Source organism: Nostocoides sp., assembly GCF_037045025.1.
Classification (GTDB): Bacteria; Actinomycetota; Actinomycetes; order Actinomycetales; family Dermatophilaceae; genus Nostocoides_A.
Map to the genome: position 1 here is coordinate 428,871 of NZ_JBAOHM010000015.1, position 12,853 is coordinate 441,723.

Below are 12,853 nucleotides of genomic sequence, written 5' to 3' on the forward strand. Positions count from 1 at the left end.
TCTGTCTCAGTGTGTTTCGGTGGTGGTGGCGGGGTTGAGCAGGGTGTCGTAGGCGGTCAGGTCGGGTACCGGGCGCGGGTCGGTCTCGATCCGGGCGGGGAGGGGGATGACGATCCCGCTGTCCGGGGCGGTGGCGGCGTGGCGGGCTTGGACGGCCACGACATCGGGATTGGTGGCCCCGATGGCCAGGGCGGCCTGGATCCCGGCCAGCACGGCCGCAGCCGGGAGGTTCCGGTGCAGCAGGAGCACCTCGATCATGGAGCGGGTCGCGGCCGCGTCGTCGTCGGGGTGGGCGCGGCGGGCCGCGTCCCACCAGGCGTCATGGGTGGAAGTGAACACCCCGGAGGTGCGGGCCTGGGCCAGCGCCAACGCGCCGGGCAGCGCCCCGGGTTTACGGGCCAGCACATCGAGGTAGTGATCGAGCACCAGCATCTGGGAGCCGCGATTGGTGGAGCGGGCATGGACCGCGACCAGGGCTTGCCCGTCATAGACACTCACGTGCTCGTCGTCGAGGACCACCCGCACGCGCCGCCCGACCAGCCGGGCCGGGACGGAGTAGGAGACCTGCCGCACGCTGACCCGGGCGTGTCGATCAACCCGCGGGGTCAACGTGGTCGCGACCTCATACGGTTCAGCCGGCAGCGGCCGCAGCAGCGGCTTCTCGTGGGCGAAGTCGAACCCCACTGTGCTGGTGCGCGATCCGACCCGCCGGGCATCGTCGGCGGTGTCGTACCCGGCCAACAACGCGTTCAGCTCCCCGACACTGGTCACCGCCGGGACCGGGACCAGATGGGTACGGCGGAACCGGCCGCCCTCACCCTCGACACCGCCCTTCTCGTGGGCGCCGTCGCGGCCAGGACGGCAGTAGAAGGCGTCGAAGCCGTAGTAGGAGCGGAAGATCGTCCACCGGTCGGTTTCGACCCTCGAGCGGCCCTGGCAGATCTTCTTCACCGCGGCCGAGAGATTGTCATACCGGATCGCGCCCACCGGGACCCCACCGAGCTCGGTGAACGCGGCAACATGCCCAGCCAGGAAAGACTCCTGCGACGCGGACTGGTACACCCGGTGAACCGCTTTGCCCGAGTACGACATCCGGAACGTGAACAAATACCACTTGACCCGCTGCCCCTGGCAGTCAACCCACAAATCAGCGAAGTCGACCTCGGCCTCCGCGCCCGGTTCGTGCCACTGCGGCACGAACACCTCATCCAGACTGCGGCCGGCCTCCGCGGCGATCCGCGGCCGCGCCACGCGGACATAATCACGGACCGTGGAATACGAGATCACCAGCCCGTGCTCGGTCACCAGCCGGTCCCGGACCCGGACCGCGGTGTGCCGCTGCTTCCGCGGCGCGGTCAGGTCCGCGGTCAACATCGCGTCGATCAACTCCCGCGCCCCATCCAGCACCGGAGCCCGACGCTCCGCCAATTTCCGTTGCGGCGGAACAGGATCCGCCAACGCCGCCCGGACCGTACGGCGATGGACCCCATACCGATCCGCGAGCCCCCGGATCGAGATCGACTCATCCAGCCGCCTATCCCGGCGGATCTGCTCGAACAACTCCACCCTCGACCTCCACACGACCCCGCGCCCCGCTTTCGACTCGACGACACCTGTCACATCGAGCCAACCCGGGTGGGGCCAAATCAGACCGTCACGACACCCCCACACAGACACACAGGTGGGGCCAGTTCAAGCCGCCACAGTGGGGCCAAATCAGGCTGCCAAACTCAGCTGTGCCAGCACTCGGGCGATGATCAGCCCCATCGCCAGGTCCCGGGCCCGCCCGGGCGGCCCGAGTAGCCCGGGTAGGCCCAGGGCCCGGGCTTGGGCCCACACCGCGGCCACATGCCCGTGCGGCAGGGAGCGGGTGATGGTGGCGGCCTGGTCGGCCGGGATGAACGCCTGCCCGGCCAGGCAGGCCCGGATCACCTCGATCAGCTCGGCCGGCAGGTGGGAGAGGTTCGCGACCGTCTCGTTGCGCACCTTGCCGTTCTCCCGCCAGGAACGCCGCAACAGGTGGGTCTCGTAGTCCCGGGCCACCCCGTCCTTACCAACATAGTGACGACGGTGCGTGGTCACATGAACCGCTCCACCACGTTTCGCCATACCGCCAAAATATCACACCGTGCCGGATCGATCGATCCACTTTAGTGACGACACACCGAGGGGTTAGAAGCCGCATCACTGCAGGTCAAAACGGGGATCAGCCCTCAAACCACTCGCAACTTCGGACTAACCAAGGATCGTGTAGGTCATCGGTCGCCCTGGCGACCGATGACCTACACGATCTTGGGCCGAGGCGGGAGCGATCGGCGGCCGCGAGCGCGGGTTCGTTCCACCGACGCTCCAGCTACAACGGGTTGTTGCCGGAGAAGCACGTCGCCGTCCTCGGGGCCGGGGCGTCTTGCTCAACCCGCGCACCGGCAACATTCTGCCGGCGTGGATGAGAGACGAGATGGACGACGATCGCCTGCTGGGGATCTTGGGGTCGAATGGCGCGGGCAAGACCACGCCGATCCATGTGCTGGTGTGCGCCGACTTCCCCTACCCGGTGCCGCTCCCGCTGACTGCCGCGGACCGGGACGGCGGGTACTGGTGGCCGCTGTCGATGCGTCAGGTCGAGACCTGCCGCACCATCGTGTTCGACGCCCCCTCGCCGTGCCCGCACCCCCGACGTGTCGGGCAGGGTTGTGTCCTTGCGAGCCCAGCCTTTGAGCGGGTCGCACCGTCCATCCTCACCGAGGATGGCAGGAGGTCGCCCGCGCTACGGTTCGGAGATCTTCGGGTCATGGCCCTGCTCGGCGCCCTGTGCGTGTGCCTGACCGTCCTCGGATTCACCAATCGGAGCTTGCGCGCCCGGGTGAGCCATCTGCTCGGCGTCGACTACACCGTCAACCAGATGAGCTACGACCTGACCCGGCTTCGCATCAACGGCCTCATCGACCGCGTCACCGACGCTACCCACCACGCCCGCCTCGCAAACGCCGTCTGAAAACTCAAGACAAACACCAAAGACCCGCAACCAAGGGAACTATGCGCAAGGGCCCCTAGCGCGCTGACGGCAACTCGAGTTCGTGCTCCAGCGGCTGGAAGTGTCTATCCACCAACGAGTCCGGCACGTCCGAGGGGTTAGCGGGCGACCAGGTCGGCGGGCGAGTTCGATCGATGACCCGCGCCCGGATGCCTTCGGCCGGATCGGTGCTGTCGAGGAAACGCAACATCACGCGGAGGTCCTGGCGCAGCACTGCGGCAACGTCATCGGCAGCGCGGGCGCGACGCACCGCCGCCAAGGAAACCGCCAACGCGCGCGGCGGGAGCGCGGCGAGCGCCGCCACGGCTTCCCGGGCCGCGTCTTCCGGTCGGCTCGCGAGCCGGGCCAGGACGTCGGGGAGTCTGGGGGCGGCATACGCGTCATCGATCCATGGCCGGGCCGAGTCCCAGGTGCAGGGCGGCAACTCCACGGCCAAGGAGGCGCTCATGGCGTCGGGACCGTCGGCGGCCACCCGCTCGACAACCTCGCCGAGCCGACTCTCCTCCACGAGGACGTCGGCGAGACCCAGGTGGACGGCGTCCGCGCCCCGTGCCTCGGCGGCCGTGAGCGCGAAGTGCTCGCCCAGCCGGCCGGACATCCGGCCAAGCAGCAGTGTGCCGGCAACATCGGGGGCCATCCCGATGCGGACCTCCGGCATGGCCAGGCGGGACGAGGCGGTCACGACGCGATGACTGGCGTGGGCACCCAGCCCCATCCCGCCGCCCATCGTGATGCCGTGCATGACGGTGACCACGGGATGCGGATAGGTCGCCACGGTGTAGTCGAGGGCATACTCCTCCCGCCACAGCTCCTCGACGATGCCATGGTCGTGGAGCAGGCTGTCATGGACGACCTTGATGTCCCCGCCGGCGCAAAAGCCGCGATCGCCGACTCCATCGACGACGACGGCCCCGACCACACCGCGCCATTTGTCCAGGTGGCGGCGCACGGCCCGGATCATCGGCAGATCGAGCGCGTTGAGGCTCTCCGGCCGGTTGAGCGTCAGTCGTCCGACCGGGCCGACCCGGGAGGCGATCACCAGAGCCGATTCCATCGCGGTCACCGGGCCAGCCCCTCGCCAGCGAGGCGGCGCAGGATTTGCGCGGCGGGGTCGGGGCGGGCCTCGCGATGGCCCGTGCCTGCCCACACATTGATCGCGTCGATATCGCCCGCCTGGGTGGCTGCCCGCCGAATCGGGCTGGTCAGGAAGTGGATCGCCGGATAGCCGAGCGGCGCCAAGCTGGTGAACCCCTCGGTGAAGGCATTGCGCAGCGCCCGCGCCGGCCGGCCGGAGAAGGCCGTCGTGAGCACGGTGTCCCCCTCGCCAAGCTCCGCCAAAGCACGTTTGTATGCCGCGGACGCGCCGCTCTCAGGGCTGCGCACCAAGACCGTTCCGACTGCCACGGCCTCGGCGCCCGCCGCAATCGCCAACCGGACCTGCTCGGGGGTGACGATCCCGCCCGCGGCCCACACCGGCAGGTCGCTGGCCCGGCGAACGTCGGCCAGCAGCTGCTCGATCGCGATCTCGGCGACCGGCTCGGCGGGCGTGGTCGTGGCGGAATGGCCGCCGGCGGCATACGACTGCACGACGAGGGCATCGACCCCGCGCTCGGTCGCGAGCGCCGCCTCGGCGGCCGTGGTCACCGATTGCGCCGTCAGCGTGCCGACGGCGTGCAATCGGGCGACGACCTCGGCGGAGGGGATGCCGAAGGTGAAGCTCACGACGGGAACGGGCGCACGCGTCAGCACGGCGAGCTTGGCGTCCCACGAGTCGTCGTCCCGCTCGCTGGTCTGCCATTGCGGCAACTCGACCCCGTAGCCTCGCGCCAGCGGGAGCAGCGCCTCGCGGTAGCGGGCATAGGCATTGGCCGAGACCGCGGTGGGGTTGGGCGCGAAGAGATTCACTCCGAAAAGGCCGGTCCGGCGCCGGACCTGCGCGATCAGCCCCGCGAGCTCGTCCGGGCTGGTGTATCCGGCCGCGAGAAAGCCGAGGCCACCGGCGTCCGCAGCGGCGACCACAAGCGCTGGAGTGCTTGGGCCCCCGGCCATCGGCGCGGCAACCAGCGGGATCTCGGCGCCCAGGGAGGCAAGCAGCCCGGTGGCCGTCAGCTGAGTGTCGGTCATGAAGGGAGGCTATCGATGCCGCGCACAAGGCGGCGTGACGCAGGCCGCTTCCGCTCGCTCGGGGTGCGCCGGCGCGGATGCCCCTACCCTGGTGGTGTCCCCGACGTCACGGAGCCGACATGATGACCGAGACGCCGCCCCTCGGCGCCTACGCCGAGCGCGTCGCCAAGCAATGCCGGCCGGTGCGCCTGCGCGACGGCCGGATGGGCTGGATCGGCCCGCTACTGCCCGACGACCGCGACAATCTCGCACGCGAATACCTCACGCTGTCGCGCGAATCTCAGTGGCGCCGGTTCTTGACAGCCGTTCCCAACCTGACGTCGGACATGCTCGATCGCCTCGTCGACAACGTCGACGGGGTCAACCACGTGGCGCTCGTTGTCTTTGTGCAGGACGGAACCGACTTCCAGCCGGTCGCCATCGGCCGGATCGTCCGCTATGAGGGCCTCCCGGATGCCGCGGATCTGGCGGTGACCGTCAAGGACGACTGGCAGGGACACGGCATCGGCAGCGCACTGGTGGCCGCCCTGGTCGAGCACGCCCCCGCGGGCGTCACCCACATCCTGACCGAGATCGCCGTGGGCAACGCCCCGTCCCTGGCCATGCTCCACCGGGTCGGCGAGGTGCAGACCCACTTCGCGGGTGCCGGCGTGCTCGACGTCGAGGTGGACATCACCGGCGAGGGCCTGCGCCACGAGCGGCCGGCCGAGGGAACACGGCTGCACCCCGTGCTGGCCGACACCGCGAGGGCCGAGGCCAAGCTGCGCGACCGCGTGTGCGACGAGCTGGACCGGCTGGCCGAGCAAGTCGACTTCCGCAGATGAACCCGGGTCCACTCAGGCGGGCTCGATGCGTGCCGGGACGTGCTTGTGCCACGGCGTCCCGGCGAACTCGTCACGCCAACCGATGTCGGTGAGTGTGTTCAGCGCGACCCCGCTGCGGGAGAAGCCGGTTGCCGTCGGCAGGTCGATCCCATAGCCATTGGGCAAGATCGCGTGGCCGGGCTGCATCCGCGGGTCGACCTCCACGGCGGCGGTGGCGTGACCGCGGGCGGTCGTGACCACCGCCGTCGCGCCAGTGGCCAGGCCGAGTCGCGTGGCGTCGTGCGGGTTGAGCCGCAATGCACCTGCGCCGTCGCGGCGTCGCCAGCCATCGCTGCGGAAAATAGTGTTGGCGCTGAACGACCTTCGCTGCCCCGCCGCCAGCACGAAGGGGAACTCGGCGCTGGTCTTGGTCGGCGATTGGGTGGCCAGTGAATCCAATGGCGCGATCAGCTCTGGGATGAGGAGAGGGATTCGCTTGCCGGGGTGAGTGACATAGTCCCAGGAGTGCTTGGCCTGATCCTTCGTAAATACGATGCCCGACCGATGCTCGAGCATGGCGTCGAATAGTGCTCCGGCACTGCGATGCCCGGCCCGGCGCATCCCCGATCGATGGGTGACGGCCACCCGCTGGGCCAGACCCCACAGCAGCGCCGCGGGCTGTGCTCCCTCGGGCAGCGTCGGCCCCAGGGTGTCGTGGAGCAGCGTGGGCGCCAGTCCCCGCACGCGCTTGTCACTCGCGGCCAGGGCCGCGAAAGCGGAGCGGTATGCCGCGCGGCCGCCGCGCGCGGCAAGGGTCAGGGCCCGCTCGGCTCGTTTGGGCACGACCCCCAGCTCCCGCACGATTCTGGAGTAGATCTCGCCTTCGGTCAGCGTCCCTGGAAGCGGCTCGAAGAGCGGTGCACGGAGCTGGAAAACGTTGTGCGGGTGCTCGGTTGTGAAGAAGGTTGCTTCCCACTTCTCGAACTGCGAGGCGCAGGGCAACACGTAGTCGGCGTGGCGAGCGGTCTCGGTCATCGCGACGTCGAGGACGACGACGAGGTCGAGCGCCGCCAAGGCATCGGCAAAGCGCTGGGTGTCGGCAAGGGAGTGCGCGGGGTTGGCCGAGTCGACCCACATAGCGCGGAATCGCCTCGGGTGATCGGTGAGGATCTCCTCGGGGATGACATTGCAGGGAACGATGCCACCGAGCATGCGGGCGCCCGTCACCGGAGTCGTCCGATAGGCCGTCGTCCACTTGGCCAACGGGGCGACCCACGAGTGTCGTTGCATGGCACCGGGTTTGGCGAAGTTGCCGGTGAGCAGCCAGATCAGCTTGTGCAGATAGGACACCAGGGTGCTGTTGGGGCCGTGCTGGACGCCGAGGTCCTCATAGGAGGAGACGCTGTCCGCTCTCCCGATCACCCGGGCCGTCTCACGGAGGCGGTTCTCGTCGATACCGCAGGCAGCGGCATACGCACCGACGTCGATCGAGTTCAGCTGGGGGAGGAGTTTGTCGGTCCCTGTCGTGTGCTTGGCGATGAACTCGTGATCGACGAGGTCCTCCTGCACGAGCACGCCCAAGAGCGCTGCGAGACACCAGGCATCGGTGCCCGGGCGGATCTGCAGATGGATGTCGGCGAGGTCGGCGGTCTCGGTGCGCACTGGGTCGATGACGATCATCGTGCGCCGGCGGTCCTTGGCGATCCGTTGCAGGACGGTGCGGGCGCGCGGGACGCCATGAGACTGCCAGGGGTTCTTGCCGATGAACAGGGCGACCTCGGCCCGCTCCCAGTCCCCGACCGTGTGGCCCTGGACCAGGTGCGCATCCACCCAGGCCTCGCCGGTCTTTTCCTGCCCGAGCGCGTTGGAGGAATACCGCGCCCCGACGGCGTGCATGAGCGCGCCCTTGTGCGCTCCCCCAAGGTGGTTGCCTTGACCGCCGCCGCCGTAGAAGAGGATCGACTCACCGCCATGCGCCCGCTGGATCGCCCGCAGCCACACCGCTATCTCGCGGATGGCGGTCTCCCAGCTGACCGGCGAGTGCGTCCCGTCCGGATTGCGGCGCATCGGCGTCGTCAGCCGCTGGCCGCCGTTTTGGTAGTGGTCGAGCCGCAGGGCCTTGTTGCAGGTGTAGCCGCGGCTGCCCGGGTGATCCTTGTCGCCACGGATCTTGGCCAGATGCCGGCCGTCGAGTTGCACGATGAGGCCACAGTTGTTCTCGCACAGGATGCACGCCGTCTTGTGCCACGTGTTGTCGATCACCCGCCGGTGCCGGAAGCCGCCCGGGCGCGCCCCGGTCTGGTTCGCCGTCATGCCGCACTATGACATAGGGCCTTTCCGGCAGGCGCAACGCCTGGATCAACCGCTAGCATCGCCTGGACCAGAGGACCTGGACCAAACAGAGGCGGACGCCATGGCGCACGGCGACATCACCCACATCGACATTCCGGTGACCGACAACGAGCGTGCGGCCCGCTTCTACAGCAGCCTCTTCGGCTGGCAGATCTCGGCGCCCCCCGGGTTTGAGGACTACCCGATGTGGCGGGCGCCCAATCAGCTCAGCGGCGGCGGGCTCGCACCGCGCGGCGACGGCTTCACCCAGCCTCGCTCCTATGTCGAGGTCGATTCGATCGACGACACCCTCGCGCTGGTCGAACGCGGGGGCGGACAGGTGGTCATGGGCAAGTCGCCGATCACCGACACCAGCTGGTGGGCGATCTTCACCGACCCCGACGGCAACACCCTCGGGCTCTACGAGGGAGTCACCGAGGTAGGTGACTGAGCGAGAGCAGCTGAGCGCGAGGAGTGAGCGGGACCCCCGACCGAATGGGCGGGACGGCATACGCTGGGTCGATGGCCGACCTCCTCCTGACCGCCAATGCCGGCGACGGCACGATCAGCGTGCTGCGGCTGCACCGCGAGCCGCGAGCCCACCTGGAGGTGGTCACGACCTCCGGCGAGCTGCCCGGTTGCGGCACACTTGCCGTGGACACCGAGCGGGGCCTGGTGTTCGCGGCATACAAGGGCGACCCCGCCGGCATCGCCACCTTGCGCCTGGACCGCGAGAGCGGCGAACTGACCGAGATCGCCCGCCGGGAGGTGCCGGGCTCGATGACCTATCTCAGCCTGACCGACGACCACTGCGCGCTGCTCGGCGTCTCCTATGGCGGCGGCTTCGGGGCGGTGTGGCCGGTTGCCGGCGAGCGGCTCGGCGAAGCGCAGTCGCGCTTCGAGTATCGCAACCTGCACTGCATCGTCAGCTCCGGCGAGAGCGTGTATGCCGTCTCCCTCGGCGAGGACCTGATCGTCCAGTTCCGGCTGGTCGACGGGGCCTTGGCGCCGCTCCAGCCGTCGGTCGCGGCGGCCCCGACGGGCTCGGGCCCGCGGCACCTGATCATCGACGGCGCCAACGCCTATCTGGTCACGGAATACTCAGGCGAGGCGATCCGCTATGACCGCGCCGACGACGGTGCGCTGACGCCGGCCGAGTCGTGTTTCGTCGTCGATCCGGAAGCAGGGTTGTCGCACAGCCGGTTTGGCGCTGATCCCGAGAAGGAGCACCTGATCTGGGGTGCCGACATCCACCGCGCTGGGGACTACCTGCTCACCTCGGAGCGGATGTCCTCGCTCATCACGACGAACCGCCTGTTGCCCGGCGGCCGGCTCGGCGATGTCGTTGCCTTCACTCCTGGCGAACGCCAGCCCCGCGGCTTCGCCGTCTCCCCAGATGGCGCGTATGCCGTCGTCGTCGGCGAGAAGTCGACGCACGCCGCGCTTTTCGAGATCGACGGTGACGGTCGCCTGCATTCGCTCGACCGGGTCCCGATCGGCGCGGGTGCGAATTGGGTTCGGTTCGCCTAGCCCGAACAGTCGGGGCACAGGCCCCAATAGACGACCTCGGCCTCGTCGATGGCGAAGCCGTGGTCGTCGGACGCGGTCAGGCAGGGTCGCTCGCCGACCGCGCAGTCGACGTCGACGATGGTGCCGCACGAGCGGCATACCAGATGGTGGTGGTTGTCGCCGACGCGCGCCTCATAACGAGCGAGCGACCCGGGCGGCTGGATGCGGCGGACGAGCCGGGCATCGGTCAGCGCCCGCAGGACGTCATAGACGGCCTGGTGCGAGACCGCCCCTAACTCGCCGCGAACCCGAGCGATGATCGTCTCGGTGTCGGCATGGGGGTGGGCCCGCAGGGCCGCGAGCACGGCCACCCGTGGGCGCGTGACCCGCAGGCCCGCCTCCCGCAGCCGATGCTCCTCGGTGTCCGGTCCCACGTCGCGCTTCCCCATCCTTTCTTGATCCAGTCCAGTCTACCGGCACCGGGCGCGCGGCGGTTAGCCTGGACGGTATGCCGCGCGAGACCAGCCCGACCGCCCGGGCGCTGCGGGCCTTGGAGATCCTCCAGGCCCGTCCCGGCATCACCGCCGACCACCTCGGCGACCGGCTCGGGGTGACCGAGCGCGCGGCCCGGCGCTATGTCGCGATCTTGCGGGAGGCCGGCATCCCGGTTGAGTCGATCCGGGGGCCTGCCGGCGGCTATCGGCTCGGCCGCGGGCTGAAGCTGCCGCCGCTCGTGTTCACCGCCCCGGAGGCGCTCGGGCTGGTGATGGCCGCGCTGGACGGCCACCACGCCGCCGCCGACTCGGCCGATCCCGTGGGGTCGGCGCTCGGCAAGATCATCCGGGCCCTGCCCGAGGCCGTGGGCCGGCCCGCCGCCGTGCTGCGCGAACACGCGACCGCGGCGCCCGATCGCTCGAGTTCTCGTCCCCATCCCGAGATCACCACCGCGCTGGTGACCGCCGTGGCGGCCGGGCGTCGCATCCAGGTGCGTTATCGCGGCGCGCGCGACCGGGAATGGGAGACCAAGGTGGATCCGTGGGCGGTCGTTGTCCGCCACGGTTACTGGTATCTACTCTGCTTCTCCCACGCCGCCGGCGCCATCCGCACCTATCGCATCGACCGGGTCGCGGCCGTCACCGAGCTGGCCGAGTCCTCCGACGCGCCGGCCGATCTCGACCCGGTCGCCCAGCTCGAGGAGCACCTCGGCAGCGGCTGGGAGTTCGAGACCCGGGTGGTATTCGATGCCCCGCTCGGGACCGTCGCGCACTGGGTGCGCGGGCCGATGGGCCGGCTCTCGCCGCTCGATGACGGCGAGCGAACCCTCCTGACCGGAACCACAAGCGATGCCGAGATGTATGCCGCGGAGTGGCTCGCCGGCATACCGCTGCCGTTCCGTGTCGAGGGCGGCCCGCAACTGGTCACCGCGATGACCGCCGTGGCGCGCAAGCTCGCGGCGAGCGTTGCGACGCAGGGCTGACCGACGCTCGGCCGCGCATGGCTGACCGGCGCTCAGGGGCGCACGGGCTGACCGGGGCGCCGTGCTGACCGACGCTCAGGCGCGCAGCGCCGTTGCCAATTCGCGGACGTCGGCGACCAGCACGTCCATGTCCGCCTGGGTGTGCGCGAGCGAGACCAGCCACTGCTCGTCCAGGCCGGGCGGGGTGAGGATGTGCCGGTTGACGCCCCACAGCCAGGACAACTCGGCGAGGCGGAAGTCGGTGGCCTTGTAGTCGCGGTAGTTGCGCACCGGGGTCGTCGACCAGGTGATGCAGCCCTTGACGCCCATGCCGACGGTGTGCGCCGGGAGTTCGAATTCGGTGATCACGGCATCGATGGCGTCGAGCGTGGCGACGTTGATGTCCTCGGCAGCGGCGAGCGCGTCGTGGGTGCAGACCTCGTCGACCGCCCTGGCGGCCGCCATGACGAGCGGGTTGCCGTTATAGGTCCCGAAGTGCGCCATCCGGCCGTCGACGACCACCTGCATGACCTCGGCCCGGCCGCCAAAACATGCGAGCGGCAGCCCACCGCCGATGCTCTTGGCGAGCGTCACCAGATCGGGCCGCACGCCGAGGCGTTGCGAAGCGCCGGCATACCCGGCGGTCAGTCCGGTCTTGACCTCGTCAAAGACGAGCAGCACGCCATGCGCGTCGCAGGCCGCGCGCACGCCGGCGAGGTAGCCCGCGTCGGGCACGACGATCGCGAGGTTCTCGATGACCGGCTCCATCACCACGGCGGCGATCTCGCGGCCGTGCTCGGCCAGAATCCGCTGCAGATAGGACAGATCGTTGTAGGGCACGACGTGGACGGTCCCGGCCTCGACGTCGAACGGAACCTCGGGGATCGGGGCCTCGGCCGGCCCGATGTCCGCCAGCGCGGGTTTGACCGAGACCTGCAGGGCGTCGTAGCCGCCGTGATAGCCGCCCTCGATCTTGACGATCGCCTTGCGTTCGGTGAACGCGCGGGCCGCGCGGATGGCATACATGAGGGATTCGGTGCCGGACTGGGTGAAGCGGAGCAGGTCGAGGTGGAAGCGCTCCTGATAGCGCTCGGCGATCTCGGTCGCGGTCGGTGAGGGCGTGACAAAGAGCGTGCCGACCTCCTCCAGTGCCGTGCGAACGCGCTCGACGACAACGGGATTCAGGTGTCCGACGAGCATCGCACCGAAGCCCATCGACAGGTCGAGCAGGCGTCGCCCATCGACGTCGGTGAGCCAGGCGCCCCGAGCCGAGGCGATCGAGATCGGATAGGGCTCCCAGTGCTGGAAGGAGGAGGTCACGCCGAGCGGCAGCGAATTGCTCGCCCGCGCGTTGTGTTCGCCCGACTCGGGCGTGGCGTCGGTGAAGCGCTGCCACTCGCGCGCGAGCAGCGCCTCGACCCGGTCGGGATCGACCGGGCGCGACCGCTCCGGGAGCCAGCGGCGGGTCTGCGGGTCGTGGGCCGGCCACTGCCTCGGTGTGGTCGAGGGGGAGGCCGGTGCCTGGTCGCTCATCTGGTCGCTTTCTGGCTGAGGCTCCGCGCGGGTGGCGGCGTGTACCCCATCATCGCTCACGAC

12 protein-coding genes are annotated in these 12,853 nt (G+C 69.7%); 5 read left to right on the top strand and 7 right to left on the bottom strand.

The features are described from left to right. Positions 1 to 6: 6 nt before the first annotated feature. Both istA and V9G19_RS21070 read right to left on the bottom strand, forming a co-directional pair. Positions 7 to 1,581, bottom strand: coding sequence for an IS21 family transposase (gene istA, locus V9G19_RS21065; protein WP_462283541.1), 1,575 nt, complete (start codon positions 1,579 to 1,581; stop codon positions 7 to 9). 135 nt (positions 1,582 to 1,716) lie between these two features. After that, positions 1,717 to 2,082, bottom strand: coding sequence for a hypothetical protein (locus V9G19_RS21070; protein WP_462287362.1), 366 nt, complete (start codon positions 2,080 to 2,082; stop codon positions 1,717 to 1,719). A 376-nt stretch (positions 2,083 to 2,458) separates the two neighbouring features. On the opposite strand from V9G19_RS21070, the gene V9G19_RS21075 reads away from it, so the two are divergent. Beyond that, positions 2,459 to 2,995, top strand: a complete 537-nt coding sequence (locus V9G19_RS21075) for a hypothetical protein (protein ID WP_462287363.1) — start codon at positions 2,459 to 2,461, stop codon at positions 2,993 to 2,995. A 55-nt stretch (positions 2,996 to 3,050) separates the two neighbouring features. On the opposite strand, the gene V9G19_RS21080 is transcribed toward V9G19_RS21075, so the two are convergent. Beyond that, the gene (locus V9G19_RS21080) at positions 3,051 to 4,088 is read right to left on the bottom strand and encodes an enoyl-CoA hydratase/isomerase family protein (RefSeq protein WP_462287612.1); all 1,038 of its coding nucleotides are present in this window, start codon (positions 4,086 to 4,088) and stop codon (positions 3,051 to 3,053) included. 5 nt (positions 4,089 to 4,093) lie between these two features. Continuing rightward, positions 4,094 to 5,158, bottom strand: a complete 1,065-nt coding sequence (locus tag V9G19_RS21085) for a nitronate monooxygenase (protein ID WP_462287364.1) — start codon at positions 5,156 to 5,158, stop codon at positions 4,094 to 4,096. A gap of 119 nt (positions 5,159 to 5,277) precedes the next feature. On the opposite strand from V9G19_RS21085, the gene V9G19_RS21090 reads away from it, so the two are divergent. Beyond that, entirely contained in the window at positions 5,278 to 5,982 is a 705-nt protein-coding gene (locus V9G19_RS21090; RefSeq protein WP_462287365.1) for a GNAT family N-acetyltransferase, read from the top strand. Between the two features lie 12 nt (positions 5,983 to 5,994). Here the strand turns inward: V9G19_RS21090 and V9G19_RS21095 are convergent, their stop codons facing one another. Continuing rightward, positions 5,995 to 8,274, bottom strand: coding sequence for a molybdopterin-dependent oxidoreductase (locus V9G19_RS21095; protein WP_462287366.1), 2,280 nt, complete (start codon positions 8,272 to 8,274; stop codon positions 5,995 to 5,997). A gap of 100 nt (positions 8,275 to 8,374) precedes the next feature. On the opposite strand from V9G19_RS21095, the gene V9G19_RS21100 reads away from it, so the two are divergent. Both V9G19_RS21100 and V9G19_RS21105 read left to right on the top strand, forming a co-directional pair. After that, positions 8,375 to 8,743: a VOC family protein gene (locus tag V9G19_RS21100; RefSeq protein ID WP_462287367.1), complete on the top strand. Its 369-nt coding sequence runs from the start codon at positions 8,375 to 8,377 to the stop codon at positions 8,741 to 8,743. Between the two features lie 71 nt (positions 8,744 to 8,814). Then, positions 8,815 to 9,822, top strand: coding sequence for a lactonase family protein (locus tag V9G19_RS21105; RefSeq protein WP_462287368.1), 1,008 nt, complete (start codon positions 8,815 to 8,817; stop codon positions 9,820 to 9,822). On the opposite strand, the gene V9G19_RS21110 is transcribed toward V9G19_RS21105, so the two are convergent. Then, the gene (locus V9G19_RS21110; RefSeq protein ID WP_462287369.1) at positions 9,819 to 10,235 is read right to left on the bottom strand and encodes a Fur family transcriptional regulator; all 417 of its coding nucleotides are present in this window, start codon (positions 10,233 to 10,235) and stop codon (positions 9,819 to 9,821) included. The two genes, V9G19_RS21105 and V9G19_RS21110, sit on opposite strands and share 4 nt — an antisense overlap. Positions 10,236 to 10,309: 74 nt before the next feature. Here V9G19_RS21110 and V9G19_RS21115 point away from each other — a divergent pair, with 74 nt between their 5' ends. Beyond that, on the top strand, positions 10,310 to 11,278 hold the full coding sequence (locus V9G19_RS21115; RefSeq protein ID WP_462287370.1) for a helix-turn-helix transcriptional regulator: 969 nt from the start codon (positions 10,310 to 10,312) through the stop codon (positions 11,276 to 11,278). A 75-nt stretch (positions 11,279 to 11,353) separates the two neighbouring features. On the opposite strand, the gene V9G19_RS21120 is transcribed toward V9G19_RS21115, so the two are convergent. Next, a complete protein-coding gene (locus V9G19_RS21120; RefSeq protein ID WP_462287371.1) occupies positions 11,354 to 12,790 on the bottom strand; it encodes an aspartate aminotransferase family protein in 1,437 nt (478 codons plus the stop codon). Between the last annotated feature and the right edge of the window lie 63 nt (positions 12,791 to 12,853).

Coding starts and splice junctions, on each gene's coding strand:
- V9G19_RS21075 (WP_462287363.1), top strand. CDS start 2,459: ATGGACGACGATCGCCTGCTGGGGATCTTGGGGTCGAATGGCGCGGGC.
- V9G19_RS21080 (WP_462287612.1), bottom strand. CDS start 4,088: ATGGAATCGGCTCTGGTGATCGCCTCCCGGGTCGGCCCGGTCGGACGA.
- V9G19_RS21085 (WP_462287364.1), bottom strand. CDS start 5,158: ATGACCGACACTCAGCTGACGGCCACCGGGCTGCTTGCCTCCCTGGGC.
- V9G19_RS21090 (WP_462287365.1), top strand. CDS start 5,278: ATGATGACCGAGACGCCGCCCCTCGGCGCCTACGCCGAGCGCGTCGCC.
- V9G19_RS21095 (WP_462287366.1), bottom strand. CDS start 8,274: ATGACGGCGAACCAGACCGGGGCGCGCCCGGGCGGCTTCCGGCACCGG.
- V9G19_RS21100 (WP_462287367.1), top strand. CDS start 8,375: ATGGCGCACGGCGACATCACCCACATCGACATTCCGGTGACCGACAAC.
- V9G19_RS21105 (WP_462287368.1), top strand. CDS start 8,815: ATGGCCGACCTCCTCCTGACCGCCAATGCCGGCGACGGCACGATCAGC.
- V9G19_RS21115 (WP_462287370.1), top strand. CDS start 10,310: ATGCCGCGCGAGACCAGCCCGACCGCCCGGGCGCTGCGGGCCTTGGAG.
- V9G19_RS21120 (WP_462287371.1), bottom strand. CDS start 12,790: ATGAGCGACCAGGCACCGGCCTCCCCCTCGACCACACCGAGGCAGTGG.